Below are 21,092 nucleotides of genomic sequence, written 5' to 3' on the forward strand. Positions count from 1 at the left end.
TCCGGGCGCGAGAGCATACGATGTGCCGGCGACGGCTCTCCGGCGACGACGGCCGCGGGGCGCGCGGCGCGATGCAGGGGCTGCGCGACGGCGCACGCCTTGCGCGGCCGGCGCGCGCGGCGACGCGCGGGGCGATCAGGGCACGGGACGGCCGCCCGGCGGCTCGGCGGAGCGCTCGTCGCGGCGTCCCGGGTCGAAGGGCGCGAGTCGGATGCCGAGGTTGAGGAGCTTCACGCAGTCCTGATCGCACGTGGGCCGCCCGCCGGGGAGCCGCGAGCACCGGGCGACCTCGACGTGCTCCCCCGAGCGCTCGTCGGTGACGAGAAGGCACCGCACCGGGGAGCCTGTCCGCGGGCAGACAAGGGTGGCCTCCGAGGCGCGGTGATGCCGCCGGGCAACCCAGCGTCGTGCGGAGACGACAAGCGCGAGGGCGCCCCCGCCCGCCGCCAGCACCGTGATGAGCCAGTCTGCCATCGTGATCCCCTCCGGAGGGTCGCGGCAAGAGGCGCGCCATCCGGAGCGCCGAGGCGGAGGCGGGCGCGCGGGCGACGGGGCCGCGCGAGGTGCAGCGGATGCGTGTTCGCGCAGCGCGTGCGCCGCTCTGGCTGGATCCACCGCCAGCGCGCGACGTCCTCGCCGTCAGGGCGCGAGGGAGGGACAGGGCGAGGCCCCGTGACACGGCAGGATGACGTGGGGCGCGTATGGCCAAGACGGCGGGCCGGACTGCGCTGTGGCTCGCCCGCGTGTGGCTCGGTGATTGCAGTCGTACCTCTCATCGGCCGAGGGCCGGGGGAGGAGGGCGCCATGGGTTGTCGTCTTGATGCACCGGAGCGGTTGGCGTGGCTGGAGGTCGAGGGCGATGGCGTCAGGTCACGGCAGGTGCGCTGTCCGCGGAAGGAAGATGAGATGACGGATGCTCACGAGTGCTTCGCCTGCAAGCGCTTCGGGACGCTCGCGATCCACCCGACAGGGAAGACGTTCTATGTCGTGTGCGAGCCGTTCGCCGAGACGACGGACGAAGGCGCATCGTGACGCGGCGCTCCCATCGCAGGGAGTACCACTTCAACCTCGCCGCCCAGCGCGAGTTCGGGGAGCGCTACGGTCAGAAGAGGATCGAGGCCCTCGGCGAATGATTGCCGGCCGGTGCGGCCGGTTCAGCGCGCCATCCCGACCGCCCGGTCGATCGCAGCAGCGACGGGCTCGGCGGCCTCGTCCAGCGCGAAGTGCGCGGCGTCGACGACGACGACCTCCGCGCGAGAGAGGGTCGACGCGAAATCGCGCGTCGCGGACTCCGGCGCCATATCGGATCGGCCGTGGATCACGACCGCCGGCGCGGTGACCCGCCTCAACGCATCGCGCCAATCGTGTCGCCGTCCGAGGCTCGCGTAGGTCGCGAGGGTCATGAAGCCGCCTGCATCACCTCCGTTCTCCGGCTCGGCCATGCCAGCGGCTCGGGCATAGAACGATCGGAGTCGCCCGTAATGCCGGGAGAGCGCTCCCTCGTCGAGCGCCATCGCCGCAGGGAGATCGAAGTACGACCGCATGTAGTCGTCGAACGCGGCGCGGTCCGCGTCCGGTAGACGACCGCGCACGAGCGCGAAGAGATCGACGTCGCCGGGCATGACGTGCAGCGGAGCGGGCGAGACGAGCACGAGCGCGCGCACCCGGTCGGGAAACTCGGCGGCGTAGAGCGCGGCGACGAGCGCCCCGAACGAATGGCCGACGAGCACGAGCCGCTCGCGCTCGAGCGAGCGGCGGATGCGTTCGATGTCGGCGATCTGCGCGGCGAGCCCGAGCTTCGACTCGACAGCGACGAGCTGCTCGTAAAAGGAGCCCTCGGGCGCGCGCGCGAACGGGCGCGTGGAGCCGCCGACGCCGCGCTGATGGTAGAGGTGCACCGTGTACTTGCGGGCGGCGATCTCGAGCGCGCGCGGCCGGCCGCGCGGGGGGAATCCCGGACCGCCGTGCACGAAGAGCAGGTGCTCGACGCCGGCGCCGAAGGTGTCGTGCGCGAGCTCGATGTGCTCGGTGACGCGAAAGCGATCGGCCGTTCTTCCCGGAGGATCGAGGGGCTCGCCCGCCGCACGCGCGCGCTCGGCGACCGTGCCGGGCTCGAACATCGCGCGCCCGGTCAGCCATCGAAACCCGAGGAAGAGAGCGAGCCCGACGACCGCGGCCGCGCCGGCGGAGACGAGGAACAACGTCATGCGCTTCCTCATCCGATCCTCAATGCGATCTCGATGACCGCTCCGGGCGCGCTCCCCGGCGCGGCGAGGTACCGCTCGACCGAGGCGTCCGGGGCGACCGCGAGGTCACGCTCGAGCGCCCAGCGCGTGAGAAGCCCGTAGCTCTCCCCGAGCGACGAATAGCTCCCGCGATGGATGCCGACGGCGTAGGTGCCGCCCGCGATCGTATGGGACCGGAGCTCACCGAACGGATCGACGGCACCGACGGCGAGGCAGGCGTCATAGCGGAAGCGGGAGGGATCGGTGACCTCGGGATCGTCGTGACACAGCCCGTAGGCGTCGCCGGCGAGGCCGCGCGAGGAGGCCGCCGCGTGGAGCGCGCTCCACGTGGCGCCGACATCCGAATACGCGCCGACGTGCCGCAGCGCGAGCACGGCGACGGGCTCGCGCGTCTCGACGCGCGCAAACGACGGTGGCGGCGAGACCGGGGCGTGGGAGGCCGCGCGCGCGTGGGCTCGGCGGTAGTCGGACGGCGAGACGCCGAACTGCGAGGAGAACGCCCGCGTGAAGGCTTCATGGGCCTCGAAGCCCGCTTCGAGCGCGATCTCGATCACCTTGCGGTCGCTCGTGCGGAGCTGCCGCGCCGCGCGCTCGAGCCGCAATCGGCGCACGTGGCTCATGGCGGATTCCCCGACGATCGCCCGGAAGACGCGGTGGAAGTGGAACTCGGAGATGCAAGCGACGCGCGCGAGCGAGGCGACGTCGAGCGGCTCGTCGAGGTGCGTCTCGAGGTGCTCGACCGCGCGCGCGATCCGCAGCCGGTGTTCCTCCAGCGTTCTCGATCTGGTCATGCTCCCTGTGTAGACCGCGACGAACGGCCGGGCTTGACCGAAACTGCGGATCCGCGGTCAGGGGGCCTTGTACTCCGTGGCGACATCCAGGACCCAGGTGATGCCGAAGCGGTCCTTGAGCATCCCGTAGAGGGGCGCCCATCCGGACGGCGCCAGAGGCTGCGCGACGGTCGCGCCAGCAGAGAGCTTCTCCCAGAGCTCGGTGATCTCCTTGGCCGAGTCGCCTCGGACCGAGACGAAGAACGCGTTCTTGCCTGGATCCCATGGCGTGCCGGAAGGCACATCGTAAGCCATCACCCGGAAGCCGTTCCTGGCAGCGACCTGGCCCCACATCACCTGATCGGCATCCGATGGATCCTGGACGTTCTGTGCGTCCTTGTAGGTCACGATGGTGATGTCACCGCCGAATACGAACTTGTAGAACTCCAGCGCAGCTCGGGCATTGCCACGGAAATTGAGGTGGTTTGTGACGCTCACGGTCATGGCTTTCTCCTGTGCAGGTTCATGGTTTCGAGCGTGTCCGCGCGCTCGCGGTCCGTCCGCGCGACGGGGATCTGCCGCTGAGGGAGGCAGCGTGATCGGGGTGGTGACCTGTCGAGCCTGGTGGCACGTCGGAGGGCAGATTCCGGAGGGCCGGTAGGATGACGCCATTGACCATGGACACGAGGAAGGTCAGGTCGAACGGCTTGCGCTGGACCAAGGCGCGGTAGGCGGCCATCGTCGGGATGACCTGAGACAGCGTGCGGATGTCGGCGGACGCCGAGATCTCGCCGCGCGCGATGGCTCGCTGCATCAGGGCGAAATGCGCTTCGGCCCACGGCTGGACCACCGCGCTGTTCGCTGCCTCGGCGAGCGCCTGCTCTTGCGAGAGCAGCGAGGCGAGCCCCGTCATGATCTTGAGCTTGCGCTCGCCTTCCTCGATCGACTGCGGCTTGAACAGGCCGAGGAGGTCTCCGCGGAGCGTGCCCGTGTCGGGCAGGTGCTCGAGAGCCACCTGTTTGCGCTTCATGTGTGCGACGGCGTCGATGACCAGCTCCGCCTTCGAGGTCCAGCGGCGGTAGATGGTCGCCTTCCCGGCTCCCGCCCGCGCGGCCACCAGGTCCATCGTCAGGCCCGCAGCGCCCACCTCCGCGAGGACCTCGAGCGTTGCGTCGAGGATCTCAGCGTCGCGCGTGGGGTCTCGCTTTCGCCCGGGCTGCGCGGGCTGGAGTTCGACGGAATCGCCATCCTTCCGAGTCATTCCCGTTGCCTCTCGATCTCTGGACATATCGATACCGTACAGTTCCGAAACTGTCAAGTTCCGGAACCGCACGGTATCGTTTTTCGCGTGCGCCTTGCCCAGGCCCATCCCGTCGAGGTCGCGCAGGCCCCTCCTTCGAAGAGCAGGGAGAGACGAGGAGGCGGCGCGTCGAGCAGGTCGGGCCTGCTCGAGTCGAACCAGAAGCCGAGGGGCCGCTACCTCGGTGCGTGGAGCAGGTGTTTCGCATCCGGAGCGGCCGCGGCAGCGGGTGCGTCGGCGCGCACGAGGACGGCGGCCCAGGGGTGTGCGTGGATCTGCGGTGATCCCGGTAAATCAGGGGTGGGGTGCGCGTCGAGGAGGCGCACGGCCCTCCAGCGCAGCGCGCGAGCGCATGTTCTCGCGCGCTGCGAAATGTTCGAGCTTCCAAGAAATGCACCGTGGTCGAGACTCTGGTGATTGAGTCCGATCCGCTCGAGCAACCTGGAAGGGGTCAATCGAACCTCGACCGCCGAGCACGCCTGACAGGTGAGCCGTCGCAGGACGAGGGGTTGCCCGCGGGCCGACTCGTGTCCGGCGCCCGCCGAAAGGATCATTCCATGCGAACTTGCTTATCGGCAGCAACGGCCACCGCCCTCGTGTTCGTCGGACTGGGGTGCAGTGGTGCACCCCGAGAGGAGGACGGCGGCACAGGAGGTAACGGAACCAGCGGCACCTCCAGCTCGGTCGGATCCGGCGGCTCCGGCGGGGCCACGGGCTCCAGTGTGTAGATGGCCTCGAAAATCCGCAGGAATCTGACCGCGACAATCCGCGGAAACGTGACCCTCGCGTCCGCAGAGAAATGACCGCGGCGCCCGCGGGAATCTCACCCTGGGCGCCGCGGAAATCTGACCCGATCTCGCCCGGGTCAGCGCCGCTTCGTTGCCGCGGGCGCAGGCGGCTCTGCGGCCTCCGCCCTCGGCCTGGAGCGCGCCTCGCTCATGGCCAGCGACTCCTTCTGCCGCCACGAGTCGGCATCGATGTCGAGGATGTGGCAGTGCTGGACGAAGCGGTCGATCAGCGCCGAGACGCACGCCGCGCCTGGAAACACCGTGCTCCACTGCTTGAATGGCAAGTTCGTCGTCAGCACGAGCGAGCGGCTCTCGTGCCTGCGGCTGATGATGTTGTAGAGCAGGTCGGCGGACTGACGGCTGCACGGCAGGTAGCCGATCTCGTCCAGGATCAGCAGCGACGGGGCCGTGTATTTCCGCAGCCGCCGCTCCAGGGCCGGCAGCGACTCCTGCTTGAGCAGATCGGCGAGCGCGGCCGACAGCGTCGTGAAGCGCACGGTGTAGCCGCGCTGGAGCGCGAGCATGCCGAGGTTCTGGGCGAGCATGGTCTTGCCGACGCCGCTCGGACCTCGGAGCAGGACGTTGTGCCCCTTGGCGATGAAGTCGAGGGTCATCAGCTCCTCGACGAGCTCACGCTGGATCGTGCGCGGGTGGTTCCAGTCGAAGCGTTCAAGGGGCTTGAAGGCGCCGAGGGTCGCCGCCTTGGCGCGCGCGGCGAGGTTGCGCTCCGCGCGCTCGCGGCGGGCGATGGCGGCGAGCTCCTCGAAGGTCTGCACCGGCGACAGGCGCGCCGTGGTGGCGTGCGCGATGAGCGCGAGCAGCGCCTCGCGCGACACGCGTACGCCGAGAGAGCGAATCAGCTCGGCGACGTCATCGTTGGGCATCGTAGGACTCCAGGTCGTGGGGGATCACGTCGCGATCGGGGACGTGGGCTCCGAGATCGATGTCGATGGGGACGGGGCCGTCGGCGGCGCGGCGGCGCTCCTCGCAGAGCACGGCGAGGGCGCCGGGATCGTGGGTGCCGCGGGCGATGGCCTCGCGCGCCGCAGCGCCCAGGATCTCGACGCCGTACAGGTCGAGAAGGCGCAGGGCCTTGGCGGTCATGAAGCCGACGTTGCGACCGGCCTCGACCCAGCGCGCTTGCAGGATCTCGAAGCCGGGGATCGCGGCGCCGAGCCGATCTCGCCCCTTGGCCTCGCGCGCGGCGCGCTTGTGGTCGAGCAGCTCGGCACGATGCTCGGGCGCCTCGATGATCTGGCGTCGTCCCCAGCAGCGCGCGTGCCGCGCTACCTCGGTGCTGCCGTCCGAGAGCCGCACGGTCCTGTCACTGGCGACGAGCGTCAGCGTCTTGCCGTGGTGGATCGACGGCGCCGAATAGCGGTTTCCGTCGAAGTGCACGAAGGCGGTCTTGTCGACGGACACGGGCTCGACGAGGTCGGTCTCCGGCAGCGGGTCGGGCAGCGCGAGCAGCCGCGTCCTTTCCTCCGCGAGCACCTGGTCGACGCGCCGCTCAGGCCACCGCGGGTGCGGGCGCACGTTGGCGATCTCGTCGAGGAAGGCGAGCAGCTCGGCGTTGCCCTGATCGAGGTCACGAATCGTCCGCGCGGCGAAGAAGCGGTCGCGCAGGAAGCGGATCGCTCGCTCAACCTTGCCCTTGTGCTGCGGCTTGCGCACGGCGCAGAGCCGCGGCGCGACGCAGAGCTGCCCGGCGAGCGAGAGCAGGTCCGGGTGGAAGCGCACCGCGTCGCCGTGGCGCTCGATGACAACGGTCTTGGGGTTGTCGAAGAGCCACTGTCTGGTCGCGCCGCCGAAGTAGCAGCACGCGCGCACGAGCGAGCGGCGGAGCGAGCTCGCGGACAGATCGAGCACGAGCTCGCCCCAGATCGCGCGCGAGTACGACAGGACCATGACGAAGGCCCAGAGCTGACGCGTGCCTCCCGCGACGCACAGCTTGCCGATATAGGCCCAGTCGATCTGGGCCTGCTCGGCGATGAGCGGCTCGACGCGGAGGAAGGCCTCGCTCTGAGGCGCCGGGCGCACGAGCCGGACATGCCGTCGCACCGTGCGGATGCTGCCCTCGTAGCCGCGCTCCACCAGCATGTCGTACAGGCGCGTGGCGCGGAGCCGGGGATACTGCGTCAGCGTCTCGATGACGAAGGCCTCGTAGCCGCGCAGCGGCAAAGGCACCTCGCTCATCGCGGCCTCCGCGTCGCGAACGATGGGCAGCGAGCGCGCCCCCTTGCCGAGGCCGAGCACGCGCTCGACGGTGTCGTGGTGCAGACCGAGCTGCGTCGCGATGGTGCCGACCTTCCAGTGCTCGGCGAAGTGCAGGCGGCGGATCTCCGCCTCCTTGGCCTGGTCGATCGTCATCGACCGAGGCTCCTGCGAAGGCGATGCTCGCCACGGAAGTTACCGATCCCCGGCAGCCGTTGACCACGGCGGGGCGGGGCGTCCATGAACAGAGGCTCGACAACGTAGTGAAGCGTCGCGCGCGCGACGCCGAGGCCGTCGCACAAACCCAGGGCGAACAAGACGTCCTCGGACTCCGCAGAAACGACAGCGCGGACCCTCTGATCGTGCCAGAGCGCCATCGACTCGCACAGCATGGGTCCGGCGAACCGATGCGCCGGCGTGGCCACCGACCGCAGCCGGGCCTTCATCACCTCGTCGGGCCCCTGCGTCAGCAACACCCGCGTCTCCCGCGGCGTCGCGGAGATCGTCATCACCAGCTCGTCCATCCCTCGACTCCTGCGGGCCGGCGACGGCCACGTCGTCCCTCGACGTCGGCGCGCCGGCCCGCGGGCACACGCTGGCGGACGGGGGCAAGTTATCGGAACCCGTATCCATCACGCGCCGGCCTTGTCGGGCGCGGTAGGCACGCTGGTGATCGCGGTGATCGAGGCGCCCCTCGGGGGAGCGCTGGTGCCGCAGCCGCGCCGCGCGCTGGGCCCGCTGGCGAGCCGCGTCGCGGCAACCGCTGCCGCAGTACATCTGCCCTCGATCACACCGCCCGCAGACGAAGAAGATGGCGGCGCAGAGCCCACAACGGGCGAGCCGGAAGCTGCCTTGCACGAGTCCCCGGACGAGCGCGCCGAGAAGTTGCCCTCGGCGGCTGGGTCGTGCGAGACAGGCCGAACATCGGTCTGTCGCCGATCCCCGGAAGGCCCTGGTCGCTACCCAGGGCCTTCGTCTTTTCGGCGCGCTGCTTGGGCGCGATCTCTACCGCCGCCCCTCGCGCTGGCGAACTTCCCGGCCGCCGGCGCTCGCCCCAGGCGTAACGACGCGAGGGTCACAAATCTGCGGATCGGGGTGGCCGTCTACACTCCAGTGGGGCCATCGGCTCCGGCGGGTCCACCGGCTCCGGCGGGACCTCGAGCTCGGGTGGTGCGGCGAGCACGGGTGGGGGGGAGGCCGGCGGGACCAGCACGAGCGGTGGTGCCTCGGGGAGCGGCGGCGCCGGTTCCGGCACCGGCGAGATCTTCAACCCTCCGTATATCCTGGGGGCCGATATCTCATGGACCCTCGAACAGGAGTCGCTTGGTCGGCGCTACCGAGACAAGGGCCAGACCAGATCCATCGAGAGGATCTTGGTCGATAACGGGTTCAACTTCGTTCGACTCCGGACTTTCGTGTGTCCGGATTGTCCGGGAGGCTATACCTCGGAGCTCTATTCGGGCGCTCGCCCGACGGAGGCCTTCTGCGACACCGCTCACACCATCGCCATGGCCAAGCGGGTCAAAGCCTGCGGAATGGGCCTGTTCCTCGACTTTCACATGAGCGACACCTGGGCGTCCATCGGTCACCAGAACGTACCGTCCGCCTGGGCTGGGATGAACCCCTCACAGATGCAGGAGGCCGCTCACGACCACGTAAAAGGTGTGCTCGATGAGATGGTGGCGGCTGGCGTGAAGCCGGACATGGTCCAGGTCGGCAACGAGACTAACTCACGCATGTCGGGCGTGTCCATGAGCAACTGGGCCAACTTCTCCGGCCTCGTCAACGCGGGCATTCGGGCCGTGCGCGAGACCGACCCGAACATCATCGTGTGGGCGCAGCACGGTCGACCGCGACCCGACGGCAACTTCCGCCCGTGGGTGGACGCGCACTTGACCAACAATCCGCCTATCGACGTGGACGGAATCTGCGGCTCGACCTACGGAACCACCAACAACGGCCAGGACTGGAGGGAGGAGTTCGGGTACATCATCAACGAGTACAAGCTGCCCGTGATGAGCTGCGAGTATACCGACAACCGCAGGGATCTCATCAACTCCGTCATGCACGACTTCCCGGACCAGATGGGCCGGGGTACGTTCCTCTGGGAGCCGACGGCGTATGGCGATCGCAGGCTGTTTGACTTCAGCGACAATACGTATACGACCAACGCGAACATGGCCGCGTACGCGCGCTTGGCCGAGTCCTATGGGCTTCCCGTACCGTCGACCCCTCCCGAAGCGCTCCAGGGAACGACGTGCCAGTAGCCGTGCTGTTGGGGGCCTGTCACGTGGCTCGCGGACCGCGTCTTCGGCCCCCATCTGCATGCTCGACGTCGTCGAGGGGCCGGTCTGGGTCGCCGAGCTCGGTGCGCTGTTCTTCTCGGAGACGCACCGCGCGCAGGAGAACGAGCCGCCGCTCGATGGTCCGCCGGCGACGACGCACCGGTCCACGCCTCCGGGCTCGTTGATCAGAACCTCGGCTGCCGGCCGCCCTCGCGTCGCGCCGCCCTCCGATCTCGAGAGCGCGCGGCGAGCGCGGAGGCAAGCGCGACGAACGCGAACCCGCCGGTGCCGGCGGCGGCGTCGTCGGGAGTGACGGCGCAAGCGCAGCCCGCCGCGGAGCTGTCGTCTTCCGAGATCCCTGCGGCTCCGGCGCGGCCTCCCGTTTCGCCGTCGGCGCCGCCGGTGGCGCCGACGGTTTCCGGGGAGCCGCCGGTACCCGGAGCGCCACCCTGGCCAGCGTCACCAGCTGCGCCCGCTCCACCGCTGGCGCCGACCGCGCCACCGGACCCGTCGCCGCCGCTTCCATGGGCTGCCGTGCCGCCCGTGCCGCCGCCGGCGGTGCCCGAGCCGCCGCCCGCTCCTGCGGTCGGCTGGGCGCCGAGCTCGTACGCTCCGAGGTCCGGCGCCGAGCCGACGAACGGAAGCCCAACGTCCGTGCCCCTGTCGATCAAGGCGCTTTCGGTCGTGAGCCTCATGAACACGCACGCGGAGGGGATGCTGCCGTCGGCCTCGCGGGGGCCGGTGCAACCGGCGTCGGACGTGCTCTCGAAGGCCGCGCTCGTCTCCGTGATGTCCAGGTCCCAGGTGTTGAACGCGGTGTCGACGCCCCCCATGTTCGAGTTCTTGTTCGGAAAGCCGATGTTGTTCCGCATGATGTGCGCGAGCGCTCCGGTCAAGATGATCGTCTGGCTGCTGTCGTCGGGCGGGCTCGCCAGCATGTTGTACTGGGTCCCGTTGTTGTACGCGGTGTTGTTGAGCCAGGTGTTGCCGCCCGACGAATGGTTCGCGTAGAAGCCCGCGGCCTTGTTCTTCCAGGCCACGTTGTTCCGCACGATGTGCCGGACGCCCGTCTTGCTGCTGCCGACCTTGAACCCGTTGCCGTTGCCTTCGCTGCCCCGGCCGTTCGACATGGCGAAGCTGCCCTCGGTGATGACCGGCACCTCCTGCGAGATGTAGTCGTAGCCATCGTCCGAGTTGTTCCACGCACGGCATCCCCGGATGATCGTGCCGGGACCCGTCCGCTGGTAATGGACCCCGAAGCCGTCTCCGTTCTGGCCGTCGCCCTGGCTGCCGTTCTGGTCGTAGTTGTCGTGCGCATCGCAGTTGAGGACGAGGTTGCCGCCTTCGCCTCCATCGATGAACAGGCCGGGCCCGAAGCCATGATGGAGGTGGAGCAGCTCGAAGACGTTGTTGCTGGAGCCCTTGGTGCGGAGCAGCGAGTACGAGTGGTCGCCGCTTCTGCCCACCTTCGCGTTGCCGATCTCGAGCCCTCGAAGGTGCATCCAGCTTCCGGTCACCAGGACCACCGGCACATCGACGGCCCGGTTGCTGGTGACATACCTCGACGCGTCGAGCACCGGCCTCTCACCGGGGTAGGCCCAGATCTTGGTGCGGTTGGCATCCGACGTGCCGCTCCTCGAGAGGACGAGCTGGGTCGTGATGTCGTAGGTGCCGCCGCGCACCCAGATGGTGTCACCGGCGGCGGCGGCGCTGTTCGCCCTGGAGAGGGTGGCGAACGGTTCGCCGATGCTCCCGCGATTGGAATCGCTGCCGTCCGGCGCCACGTAGTGCTCCGCCGCACGCGCGTGTCCGGTCGCCAGCAGCACGAAGAGGCCCGCGGTCGTCGAGGTCGCCGCCAGAGACTGCTTTCGATTCATGCTCATCGGTGTAGCCTCGCGAGGGAGAGACGTCGCCAGCAAGAAGCGTTCGATATCATGGCCGGTCTTGCGCCGAGGGGGCTCCCAGGGCGAGGTGCGCGTCGCGCGATCATCGCGTCTGAGATAGAGCTCTCCTTCCTGCCCGCGACGGACATCGGGAACCCGTCGTCCCTGTCTCCGTGTACCGGAGCGCTCTCGATCAATCACGGGTCGCTCGACTTCTTCATCGAGGGATCGAAGAGTCGCCTCAGGTGGTAAGTTTACGATCACGGCCGCCCTGGTCACGCCCACCTGCCCGGCGAGCGGAGCTTCGGTTACTGCGGCGCCGCCGTGGAGACGTCCGAGCTGCTGTTCGATCCGGCGGCGCACGACCCGGTCGTACAGCTGGAAGCGGCCCGCGCGATCGGGCGCAGGCATCCTCGATGCAGCAGAGCAGCCATGTCCGCGTGGCCGGCCTGCTCGGCGACGCGCGCCGCGATGCCGCGGCAGAGCGCGCGCGCCGCGCTGGCGCCCTGGCGGATGCTGTGCGCCAGTGTGGCCTTGGCCTGGAGCACCTCCTCGCTGCCCACGAGGCGCGAGGGGATCGGCCGCCGCCCGCCCCGGGCGTCGACGCCGACGGCGCGCTCGACCGTCGTGCTGGCGTCGCGGCGACCCCGCGAGAACATGAGGTAGGTCGACAGCGGGAAGCTGTCGACGGGCGGGCGGCGGAACAGCGGGGCGAGCATGAGGAGCACGAACCCTGCCGTCACGGCGTACGCGTACGCCCTGCGGTCGACCCAGCGAGCGCCGCCGCCCGGGCTCGCGCCGCCGCCGGCCAAGCCGCCCGGGCTCGCGCCGCCGCCAGCCATCCCGCTCGTTCCCGCGCCGCCGCCGGCAACCGCGCCCTCGCTCACCCTGCCGCCCTCGCCCGCGCTCACAGCGGTCCCGCCTGCGGGGCGCTCCGCCCGGGCAAGAGCCCCAGCATCCGGCCGCCGTGGCCGAGCGCGGCCCAGGCGTGCTGCACGTAGTCGATGCGGATCCGCGGCGACGCCATGCTCTCGCTGAAGCCGCCCTCGATGACGACGTCGCGGCTGCAGGCGAAGCAGGTCGCGGGCGACCATTGCTGCCGCACGAGGAACCGGAGCACCAGCTCCATCGAACCAGCTCCCGGCCAGATAACCAACGCCTTCGTCGTCTCCTCGGAGGGGCTCGGGGCCATGGATCAGTACCACTTCAACCTCGCTGCCCAGCGCGAGTTCGGGAAGCGCTACGGTCAGAAGATGATCGAGGCCCTCGGCGACTGAGGGCCGGCCGGGCGACCGCTGCCTGGCCGCGCGCGCTCGCCCGGTGCCGCGGGGCGGAGATCCCATCAGGATCTCTCCGGCAGTGAGAAGGGCACGGCGAAAGCTCAGCACCTCTAACAGTCCCCGTCTGATCTGCCGCTGAGCGGGACCCGGCCCGCGGCGAACGAGTCGCCTGTAGCCGCCGCGTCACCCGCTGCAGACGACGAACCGCGTCAACCGGCCCATGCGCACCGCTCGCTCGATGGTCACAGCGCCGCGGCGCTTGCCCTCACACCGCCGGGGGCGGCTGCTCAGCCGCCGTCCGCCTGTCCTTCGCTGCGGCCTCCGCGGCGCCAATTCGCAGCTGCGTCTGGATAAGCAGATACATCTCCTTTTCGAATTCGCCGTGCATGCGCTCGGCCAGATCTCGGATACGCTGGCTCTTGGCAGTCTCTCGCAGGCGCGCGGCCCCATACGCAGCGCCTTGCCGCACCAGCAAGCGCACGTCTTTGGCCATCGCCTCGAGCGTACTGGCTGCCAGGTCTAGCCGACGGCTGTCCGTGTCTGTGCAGAGCTCGGCGTAGTAGATCGCGGTATAGGCTGCATGATTCGCTACGGAAGCCTCCTCGTTGGCGACGAGGACGAGAACGTGCTCGACGAGGAACTGGAGATCGTCAGAAAGGGACCCCGTGCGGTGTAGGAGGGCGCTGCGGATCAGGGAGGAGATTGCGATTCGCCAGCTCGCCGAGAACTCGCCCCGGGCTCCGCCCACGCCTTCGCGGAGCTTGTCCACGAGCTGGATCCATGTGCCGCCCGGCCAGTACGCGGGGTCGAGGATGCGGTAGATCGGGCGCGGAACTGACGTGGACACCGACCACAGCTCGAGCAGCCTCTTGCTGGCCTCTGCACGACGGCCACCCAGATCTCGCTCGATGAACGCGGACAGGAACCAGATGAGCTCGGCAGAGTCTAGCGGGTTATAGGTCAGGTGGCTTTTTACCTTCTCCCAATGGTTGATGATCCAGAGCCAGATTTGCTCGGCGAGGTTGGTCCATGTCTCATCGAATCCCTCCTCCATGAGGGCCAGCGCAAGACAGAAGGCCACGGATATTGCCACAGATGCATCCGGTTGCTTGTCGGATTGGGCCGCGGCACGTTTCCATATCGCGAACAGCGTTTCACGGACCTGCTGCTCGACGTCCTTCCACGATTCACCGTTGCCCGTGCTGCCCTTCCGTGCCCGTCGAAGTGTAACAATCTCGACTATGGGGCCGAGCGAGCCAATATCGCCTTCTCGTTCTCTCGCTCGCCTCACGACCGCATTGCACCATTCGGCAACGAGATCCCAAGACTCTCCCGAGAGTGGCTCGATGGCCTCTTGGGCATTGGCGATCACGCGAACGATGGCGGCTCCAATCCCTTGCGCCATTCCCCACGACCAGCGCTCCCCGTTTTCGTCCACGGGGACATCCCGACACAACCACGTCACGAACTCGGCGGGTGTTGCGACTTCGAGAATGAGCCACGGATACCAGGGGAGGTTGTTCATGTGTCGCGCGATCTCATCGGCAGCGAAGCGGTCGTTCGTCTTCTCCGCGAACGTGCGAAAGGCCTTGTAAGATGCCGTGTCGCGGCAATTTGAAGCATATTCGCGCCAGGCCGCCGCCAGCTCATGGCCGATAGCATGCCATCCGCGATGATGGTTCACCGAGGAGCCAAGTGTATCGGCTTTTCGAAGCAACTCGAGCGGTAGGTCGACGTCATCAGCGTCCAGTACCTTCAGCATCGGATTTAGCGCTTCGATGCACGCGACGAGTGTCGCCTTCGTCGGGTCGTTGCGCCACGCATCGCGCCAGATCTGTACAAGTTCTCGGTCGCGCTTTCGGTGCTCCGTGACGGATTTTTCTCTCGACTCCAGCACATCGCGAAGCCAATCCTGGGTCTTGGGGATGCCGAAGCGCAGGCGATAGCGAAGCTCTTCCGGGGGATTGTTAAATCCATGATCGAGCAAAGGTGTTAGGTACTGCTCTTGTAGTCCGGGTGGGGCGAACTTGTTCTCAAGGTCGCGAAATGTGCGCCATGCGAAGTGTAGAGTCGGGCTGAATGACATGCCCCGTCGCTCGTATTTCCGGTCGCGTGTATTATTTTGTAGCTGCTTAATTGTCTCCTTTTGTAGCTCGGTGATGCGCCGTCTTGCCTCCTCCATCCATTGATCAACAGCCGTGTCTTGAATCAATTCCTTCTCGGTGCGCGAGTGCTCTTTGGCGAGCCGGCGTTCCTCGTTGGTGGTTTTGTTGTAGTGATCTGTGCTATTGATGAAGGAGCGGTACGCCCTGCTCCGACCCCATGCGGCCAGCCATGGAAGCAGGGGGTCCTCCGTTCGCTGGGTTTCGGTGAATGCCTTGTCGTATGCGTCGGCGGCCGCGCTATAGTCGCCATTCATCATGTGGCGGAATGCTGCCTCCATGAGTGCGGCTCCCCGTGGCTCTTCGTTCATTTTCTCCGGCGATCCGCCCAGTGCTTCAATGTCGCTCTTGACGCGAGCAGCCCTTTCGTCTGTGTCGTAATTTACTAAGAGTCGGTGCGCGGCGCGCAACTGACTGATAGCTCGCTTTCGGTGCGGCTTTCCTCCGGTTTCGTCGGCCCGTTGGTCTATCGTAAGCCACACCACTGCGAGCAGTTCGGCGATGTCGACATCGGCATCGTCTGCTCGCCAATGGTGTTGCTCCCAGAACTCGTGCTGCACACGGTAGTAAAGCCAGTCCGCGAAGAGCTCCGCCGTTGTCTTCCGCGTCGTGAGCCATTCATCTGCGAGCCACGCCAACTTCCAGCGCTTGTGTACGCGTTCCTCGAAGCAAGTCGTCTTGAACTTGGGTTTCTTGTCCTCGGTTTTTGTTGGGCCACCGACGTCGATGCTGACGCGGATCTCCGCCTGCCCCGCAGCCCGCCCACCGAATTGAGCATCAGTGTACTCCTGAATCTTCTCCTTGACGTAGTCGTGCTCGCGACGGTCGAACTCCAGGTCGATGCAGTGACGCCAGATGTCATTTTCCCACCCACGATAGGTTTCAACGTACTTCGCGACGTCGGGATCCTCGATCGCGCTTCTGGCGAACTCCATGCGAGATGAGAAGGGACGCCCATGCGGCATGTGGTCTTTGAGCTGATCGGTCGTGATGCGGTTTAGCGTGCCGAAGAAGTCCGCGAACTTATCGCCCAGGTCGTTCCAGTCCTTGAAGCGCGCGATCCGCATCCCGAGCTTCATCCAATGAAGGCGCTGCGCTGACTCCTGCTCGGACCTCCGTTCCGCGTCGCTGGACGGCCCGAGCAACGCCAGCCCCATGGGATGCTTGCTCTTCATGTCCAGGCTGAGCTGGCGGTAGACCTGATGGAAGTCCGGGTCCGTCAAGCTGAAGCCGACCGTGAGCACCGGGTGTTGAGATAGGAGCTGGCGCACACGGGCGAGGAGCACCGGGCGCGTGGTGGGGAGGTCCTCGTACTGCGACCGCGAGAGCACCCACGTGCTCGGGCACGTCCGGTGCCCGTGAAGGTACAGCACCTGGGTCCGACGAGGGCCTCTGGCCACGTCGATGTCCTCGAAGATCGGCGAGCACCGACGAGGGGCACGGTCCAGCAGCGTGTCAAGGAAATTCGTGGTGACGATCGCCTCGACGTCGAACTTGAACAGCGCCTCGTGGGCCCTACCCGGCGACAGTTCGTCATCTTTGAGCATGTCGCGCAGGAGATCGTAGAACCGCCGGTCGCCGAGGCCGTCGCGATGAAGCTCCGCCAGCGTGAGCGCATCGATACCGCTCGCGTCCTCGATCCGTAGATCTTCGGCGAAGCGCCGCGAGATGTCAGCCCAGAGGGGGACGTGCTCGCTTGTGACCGGCATGCCCGTCGCCGTGACTACCGCGTTTCGTGTGAAGCCCGCCCCCACGACGACTACGGGCCTTCGGCCCTCATTCGCGATCCACCAGGAAAGCACCGTCTCGGCGTCGGGCTCGTGGAAAAGCTTGGACACCTGCTTCGCGACGATCTCCTTGATGTATGCTCTCACGCCCAGCTCCCTCCGCTCGACTACGGCATCGTATCCGAGTCCGCTCCGCGATCCAGCCCGCCGCGTCGCCGGCCGCGATGGCCAGGCGGAGCCCTCCCCGAGGTGAGCTATGAGATCAGAACGCGGCGAACGGAGCGCCTTCAGCGCGCCCTGAATCCGACGGATCGTGACGGTACGGCGCCGCGGAACAGTCCCGCCAGGGCTCTGCCTGCCTGTTGCCGAGCCCCGTCGTTCAGGCAGGCCCGGCGCGGCGCGGGCGCCTCAGGTCGCGCATCTTCTCCAGCTCGAAGAACCCCACGAACGCGATGCCGAGCAGCGGGTAGGGGAACAGGATCGCCATCGTGAGGAGCACGCCGAGGTGAAAGAGCCAGGCGGCGCCGCAGAAGACGACGGCGACGCGCCGGCTGAACAGGGCGAGCGGCGCGCAGAGCTCCATGCCGAGGCTCGCGAGCGCGAGCGGCGGGAACAGGAAGCCGTAGCGGACGAGCGCGCCGCCGAGCGGAGAGTGCGTGTCGCCGAGCGCGATCTTCCGCACGTTGTCGTAAGCGACGTAGTTGCGGAGGATGTCGCTGAGCGCCCAGTCGAGCCCGCTGTTCCGGAGCTTGGCCACCCCCGCGATGAAATACGAGGTCACCGTGATCGCGCAGAGCAGCCGGAGCGGCCAGCCGTAGCGGGCGTGGGGAACCGACGTCGACGACGTCGACGACGTCGACGACACCGAGCCCGCGCGGCGCGCGGCGCGGGCGTCGAGCGAGTAGGCGTCGGCCGCAGCGGCGAGGCCGAGCGCGATGACGTGGAGGACGAGCAGGTTCTCCGTGTGGAACACCATGCCCCACGAGTTCCTGTAGGTCAGCACCCAGAGCAGCAGCGCGCCGAAGAGCGGACCGGCGACGCGGAACTTGAAGCCGGCGACGAAGGCGGCGCCGGCCGCGATCGCCGCGCCGATGAGGCCCCGCACGGCCCAGAGCGGGAGCGGCGCGGAGAGCACCGAGACGACGCCGACAGGCCTGAAGCCGTCCGGAGGCAGGTGGCCCACGCGCTGGAGGTGCACCGCGCGGACGCACAGGTACACGAGCGCGAAGCCGCCGACGAGGAGCCGCACGATCGCGAGCCGCTCGGCGGGCGCCTCGGCGAAGAAGGCGCGGTCGAAGCGATCGAAGAGCCGCCTCATCGCGCGCCCACCTTGCAGGTCGCGTGGAGCTTCGAGTCGAGCGGGGTCTCGTGCCCGTCGAAGAACGCGATCGCGTCGAAGGTGTCGGTCCGGATCTCCACCTTGACGATGTCCGCGTGGCCGGCCTGCTCGGCCACGCGCGCCGCGATGCCGCGGCAGAGCGCGCGCGCCGCGCGGGCGCCCTGACGGATGCTCTGCGCGAGCGTGGCCCTGGCCTGGAGCACCTCCTCGCTGCCCACGAGGCGCGGGGGGATCGGCCGCCGCCCGCCCCGGGCGTCGACGCCGACGGCGCGCTCGACCGTCGCGCTGGCGTCGCGGCGACCCCACGAGAACATGGGGTAGGTCGACAGCGGGAAGCTGTCGACGGGCGGGCGGCGGAACAGCGGGGCGAGCATGAGGAGCACGAACCCCGCCGTCACGGCGTACGCGTACGCCCTGCGGTCGACCCAGCGAGCGCCGCCGCCCGGGCTCGCTCCGCCGCCGGCCATGCCGCCCGGGCTCGCGCCGCCGCCAGCCAAGCCGCCCGGGCTCACCCTGCCGCCCTCGCCCGCGCTCACAGCGGCCCCGCCTGCGGGGCGCTCTGCCCGGGCAAGAGCCCCAGCATCCGGCCGCCGTGGCCGAGCGCGGCCCAGGCGTGCTGCACGTAGTCGATGCGGATCCGCGGCGACGCCATGCTCTCGCTGAAGCCGCCCTCGATGACGACGTCGCGGCTGCAGGCGAAGCAGGTCGCAGGCGACCATTGCTGCCGCACGAGGAACCGGAGCACCCGCTCCATCAGCGCCCGCTCGCGGCCGAGATCCTCGCCGCGCGCCGCCTTGACCGCCATCGCCGCGGCAAGCGCCTCGCCGAACCCCGCCGTCGCCGTGTTGTGCGGGGGCAGCACGTTGCCGAACCCGTAGCCGCCGACGAGATCGGGCGCGACGCCGCTCTCCTCGTCGAGCACGAGCCGCGACTTGAACGCCACGTAGTCGAGGCAGAACCGCTCGTAGTCGTCCCGGCGATGACGGCCGAGCGCCGCGCGCGCCGCGAGGCAGTGCCAGTTCTCTTCCATATACACGAAATCACTGGCGAAATGGTCCCAGTAGCGGTTGGCGTAATAGCCCATCGCCCGGTCGACGGCGGCGCGCACCTCGGCCGCGGGCGGGAGCTCGGGCCCCGGCTCGCGGGCGGCGAGGTCCTCGAGGAGCGAAAGCGCGAGCACCGACTGGCCGCCCTCGTAGAGCTGCGTCGGGCCGAGGACGGGGGCGACGCGCGCGAGATCGAGCTGCGGCGCGAAGCCGCCGTCGTCCCGCTGCGTCGCGAGCACCATGCGCGCGAGCCGGCCGATGAGCGGGTCGTGCGCCGCGCGCGCCTCGCGCTTCTCCCCGAGCGCGTCGCGGCAGGAGAGGAACGCGACGAGGCTCAGCGCCGTGGGGTTGAGGTTCGCGACCGTCCCGCGGCTGTCCGCGGGGTAGAAGAGCGCGCCGACGGCGCCGCCGTCGCCGGCGCGGCGCTCCAGCTTCGCGAGCAGCGCGAGCGAGCGCTGCACCGTGGTCCTGAGCTCCTTCGGGGCCGGCGCGCCCTCGGCGCCGGCGCCGAGCTCGCACAGCGCGAGCGTCGTGCCGGCCTGCCGCGCGATCGAGAAGCCGTCGAACGAGGCGCGCCCGGTGAACGGGTCGACGATGTAGCGGAACATGCCGTCCTTCCGCTGCGCGCCGAGGATGTAACGGCGCGCAGCGTCCGCCGCCCGCTGGACGGTCGCCTCGGTGAGCTCCACGCCGGGCTCGCCGATCCGGGAGAGGAGGTGGAGCGCGCCCGCGCTGTCGACCGTGTAGCTGAGCGTCTCGATCCGGAGCAGGCCGCTCCGCAGGGCGCGCTCGTCCGCGCCGGCGGCGCCGCCGGGCGGCTCGGGCTCGCCGAGCGCGCGGCGCAGGGTCGCGAGGTCCACGCCGAAGCGGAAGTCGGGGACGCCGGCGAGCGGCGCGTTCGTGTTGAACGCGTCGAGCGCGATGAGCTGCCACGGCATGAGGCAGCGCCCCGCGAGGCAGACGCCGTCGAGCCCGGGGCGGAGCGACAGCCCGACGAGGCCCGGGCCGGGTGAGCCGAGCGGCTGCACGGCCGCGACGACGTCGATCTTGAGGGAGCCGCGCAGCGCGTCGGCGAGCGCGGCGGAGAGCGCGGCCGCGGCGTCCTCGCCGGGCGGGGGCTGGAGGCAGCGGGTGGCGACGGCGGCGCGCTCGGGCTCCTTGCCGCGGGCGAGGTGCGTGACGACGAGGGTGGGGCGGCCGGGCTCCGGGGGCGCGTCGCACGCGGCGGGCGCGGTGGTCATGAGCGACGGCGCCCTGGCCGGCGGCGCGGGGAGCGCCTCGAAGGACGAGAGCGCCTCGCGCAGCGCCGCGCCGGTGCCCGACGGCGCGCCGCCCGGCACGGGCAGGACGTCGGCCTTGGCGGTGCGGTGGCGGAGGAGCAGCGCGAGCGCGGCGAGCACCGCCAGCGCGGAGAGCGCGGCCAGGGTGGCGCGCGCGGCGCGCGGGGACGAGCGGCGGCGGAGGCGAGGGAGGCCGCCGGTCGAGGCGACGCCCCAGCAGGCGAACGGCAGCGTGAGGAGCGCGACGACGCCCCAGACCGCGAGCAGCGCGGCCGCGATGCCGGCGCCGAGGCCGCGGTTCAGCGAGGCGACGTAGACCGCCGAGGAGAGGAGGCCGTAGCTGAGGAACGCGAGGTAGCCGAGCGAGACGAAGGAGGTGACCCGGAACGCGCGGGGCGCGAGCGGGTGGGGGGCGAGCGAGAGCGCGGCGGTGGCGGCGTGGAGCAGCGCGAGCGCGGCGGTGACCACGGCGAAGAGCGTCCACGGCCGGAAGGGGAGGGCGAGCGCGGCCCAGGCGAAGACGGGCGCGTGGAGGAGGCTCAGCAGGCCGACGGCCCAGCGGCGGGGCGGCGGGGCGGCGGCGCCGCGGGCGGCGGGGGCGGGGGCGTCCGCGGGCTGCGGGGCGCTCTCGGCGAGCGGCTCCGGGGGTGCGGGAGGGGCGGGGTCGGGCGCCTGCATGGTGCGGCGACGCTTATCACGGAGCCGGGCGTGCTCGCGCGCCGCCGGCGCTCGGCCATGGCGCGGGGCATGGCTGGGGCGGGCCGTGCCGGAG

17 protein-coding genes are annotated in these 21,092 nt (G+C 69.4%); 3 read left to right on the forward strand and 14 right to left on the reverse strand.

Annotation, left to right across the window (positions count from 1 at the left end; translation table 11 throughout):
• Positions 1-135 precede the first annotated feature (135 nt).
• Positions 136-474, reverse strand: a complete 339-nt coding sequence (locus tag WMF24_RS09780; protein ID WP_437736111.1) for a hypothetical protein — start codon at positions 472-474, stop codon at positions 136-138.
• 432 nt (positions 475-906) lie between these two features.
• Between WMF24_RS09780 and WMF24_RS09785 the strand changes: the two genes are divergently transcribed.
• Complete coding sequence (locus WMF24_RS09785) at positions 907-1,032, forward strand: hypothetical protein (protein WP_437736112.1); 126 nt, start codon at positions 907-909, stop codon at positions 1,030-1,032.
• Between the two features lie 122 nt (positions 1,033-1,154).
• Here the strand turns inward: WMF24_RS09785 and WMF24_RS09790 are convergent, their stop codons facing one another.
• From WMF24_RS09790 to WMF24_RS09820, 7 genes are all read right to left on the reverse strand, one after another.
• On the reverse strand, positions 1,155-2,207 hold the full coding sequence (locus tag WMF24_RS09790; protein ID WP_437736113.1) for an alpha/beta hydrolase: 1,053 nt from the start codon (positions 2,205-2,207) through the stop codon (positions 1,155-1,157).
• A gap of 8 nt (positions 2,208-2,215) precedes the next feature.
• Complete coding sequence (locus WMF24_RS09795; RefSeq protein ID WP_437736114.1) at positions 2,216-3,037, reverse strand: AraC family transcriptional regulator; 822 nt, start codon at positions 3,035-3,037, stop codon at positions 2,216-2,218.
• 57 nt (positions 3,038-3,094) lie between these two features.
• Positions 3,095-3,520: a VOC family protein gene (locus WMF24_RS09800; protein WP_437736115.1), complete on the reverse strand. Its 426-nt coding sequence runs from the start codon at positions 3,518-3,520 to the stop codon at positions 3,095-3,097.
• 19 nt (positions 3,521-3,539) lie between these two features.
• Entirely contained in the window at positions 3,540-4,277 is a 738-nt protein-coding gene (locus WMF24_RS09805; protein ID WP_437738785.1) for a TetR/AcrR family transcriptional regulator, read from the reverse strand.
• A 904-nt stretch (positions 4,278-5,181) separates the two neighbouring features.
• Complete coding sequence (istB, locus tag WMF24_RS09810) at positions 5,182-5,988, reverse strand: IS21-like element helper ATPase IstB (protein WP_437730019.1); 807 nt, start codon at positions 5,986-5,988, stop codon at positions 5,182-5,184.
• Positions 5,975-7,474, reverse strand: a complete 1,500-nt coding sequence (gene istA / locus WMF24_RS09815; protein ID WP_437730020.1) for an IS21 family transposase — start codon at positions 7,472-7,474, stop codon at positions 5,975-5,977. Before istA ends, istB begins: the two co-directional genes overlap by 14 nt.
• Positions 7,471-7,842 (reverse strand): hypothetical protein, encoded by a 372-nt coding sequence (locus tag WMF24_RS09820; RefSeq protein ID WP_437730021.1) that lies wholly within the window; start codon positions 7,840-7,842, stop codon positions 7,471-7,473. Before WMF24_RS09820 ends, istA begins: the two co-directional genes overlap by 4 nt.
• 759 nt (positions 7,843-8,601) lie before the next feature.
• Here WMF24_RS09820 and WMF24_RS09825 point away from each other — a divergent pair.
• Positions 8,602-9,585 carry a glycosyl hydrolase 53 family protein gene (locus WMF24_RS09825; RefSeq protein WP_437738786.1) on the forward strand — a complete coding sequence of 328 codons (984 nt, stop codon included), beginning with the start codon at positions 8,602-8,604 and terminating at the stop codon, positions 9,583-9,585.
• A 203-nt stretch (positions 9,586-9,788) separates the two neighbouring features.
• Here the strand turns inward: WMF24_RS09825 and WMF24_RS09830 are convergent, their stop codons facing one another.
• Together WMF24_RS09830 and WMF24_RS09835 are read right to left on the reverse strand one after the other, a co-directional pair.
• Positions 9,789-11,897: a right-handed parallel beta-helix repeat-containing protein gene (locus WMF24_RS09830; RefSeq protein ID WP_437736116.1), complete on the reverse strand. Its 2,109-nt coding sequence runs from the start codon at positions 11,895-11,897 to the stop codon at positions 9,789-9,791.
• Positions 11,795-12,397, reverse strand: coding sequence for a hypothetical protein (locus WMF24_RS09835; RefSeq protein WP_437736117.1), 603 nt, complete (start codon positions 12,395-12,397; stop codon positions 11,795-11,797). The genes WMF24_RS09830 and WMF24_RS09835 overlap by 103 nt, the downstream gene beginning before the upstream one ends.
• A gap of 114 nt (positions 12,398-12,511) precedes the next feature.
• Here WMF24_RS09835 and WMF24_RS09840 point away from each other — a divergent pair, with 114 nt between their 5' ends.
• Positions 12,512-12,763, forward strand: a complete 252-nt coding sequence (locus WMF24_RS09840) for a sialate O-acetylesterase (protein WP_437736118.1) — start codon at positions 12,512-12,514, stop codon at positions 12,761-12,763.
• Between the two features lie 268 nt (positions 12,764-13,031).
• On the opposite strand, the gene WMF24_RS09845 is transcribed toward WMF24_RS09840, so the two are convergent.
• The 4 genes from WMF24_RS09845 to WMF24_RS09860 all read right to left on the reverse strand — a co-directional run bounded on the left by WMF24_RS09845 (position 13,032) and on the right by WMF24_RS09860 (position 20,998).
• Entirely contained in the window at positions 13,032-16,802 is a 3,771-nt protein-coding gene (locus tag WMF24_RS09845; RefSeq protein WP_437736119.1) for an SIR2 family protein, read from the reverse strand.
• Between the two features lie 232 nt (positions 16,803-17,034).
• The gene (locus WMF24_RS09850) at positions 17,035-17,973 is read right to left on the reverse strand and encodes an HTTM domain-containing protein (protein ID WP_437736120.1); all 939 of its coding nucleotides are present in this window, start codon (positions 17,971-17,973) and stop codon (positions 17,035-17,037) included.
• Complete coding sequence (locus tag WMF24_RS09855; protein ID WP_437736121.1) at positions 17,970-18,530, reverse strand: hypothetical protein; 561 nt, start codon at positions 18,528-18,530, stop codon at positions 17,970-17,972. Before WMF24_RS09855 ends, WMF24_RS09850 begins: the two co-directional genes overlap by 4 nt.
• On the reverse strand, positions 18,527-20,998 hold the full coding sequence (locus WMF24_RS09860) for a hypothetical protein (protein ID WP_437736122.1): 2,472 nt from the start codon (positions 20,996-20,998) through the stop codon (positions 18,527-18,529). Before WMF24_RS09860 ends, WMF24_RS09855 begins: the two co-directional genes overlap by 4 nt.
• Positions 20,999-21,092 lie beyond the last annotated feature (94 nt).

The sequence above is a fragment of the Sorangium sp. So ce1335 genome (assembly GCF_051521615.1).
In the GTDB taxonomy this organism is placed as follows: domain Bacteria; phylum Myxococcota_A; class Polyangia; order Polyangiales; family Polyangiaceae; genus Sorangium.

Coding starts and splice junctions, on each gene's coding strand:
- WMF24_RS09850 (WP_437736120.1), bottom strand. CDS start 17,973: ATGAGGCGGCTCTTCGATCGCTTCGACCGCGCCTTCTTCGCCGAGGCG.
- istB (WP_437730019.1), bottom strand. CDS start 5,988: ATGCCCAACGATGACGTCGCCGAGCTGATTCGCTCTCTCGGCGTACGC.
- WMF24_RS09820 (WP_437730021.1), bottom strand. CDS start 7,842: ATGGACGAGCTGGTGATGACGATCTCCGCGACGCCGCGGGAGACGCGG.
- WMF24_RS09860 (WP_437736122.1), bottom strand. CDS start 20,998: ATGCAGGCGCCCGACCCCGCCCCTCCCGCACCCCCGGAGCCGCTCGCC.
- WMF24_RS09780 (WP_437736111.1), bottom strand. CDS start 474: ATGGCAGACTGGCTCATCACGGTGCTGGCGGCGGGCGGGGGCGCCCTC.
- istA (WP_437730020.1), bottom strand. CDS start 7,474: ATGACGATCGACCAGGCCAAGGAGGCGGAGATCCGCCGCCTGCACTTC.
- WMF24_RS09790 (WP_437736113.1), bottom strand. CDS start 2,207: ATGACGTTGTTCCTCGTCTCCGCCGGCGCGGCCGCGGTCGTCGGGCTC.
- WMF24_RS09785 (WP_437736112.1), top strand. CDS start 907: ATGACGGATGCTCACGAGTGCTTCGCCTGCAAGCGCTTCGGGACGCTC.
- WMF24_RS09830 (WP_437736116.1), bottom strand. CDS start 11,897: ATGCCTGCGCCCGATCGCGCGGGCCGCTTCCAGCTGTACGACCGGGTC.
- WMF24_RS09840 (WP_437736118.1), top strand. CDS start 12,512: ATGCTCTCGCTGAAGCCGCCCTCGATGACGACGTCGCGGCTGCAGGCG.
- WMF24_RS09795 (WP_437736114.1), bottom strand. CDS start 3,037: ATGACCAGATCGAGAACGCTGGAGGAACACCGGCTGCGGATCGCGCGC.
- WMF24_RS09800 (WP_437736115.1), bottom strand. CDS start 3,520: ATGACCGTGAGCGTCACAAACCACCTCAATTTCCGTGGCAATGCCCGA.
- WMF24_RS09805 (WP_437738785.1), bottom strand. CDS start 4,277: ATGACTCGGAAGGATGGCGATTCCGTCGAACTCCAGCCCGCGCAGCCC.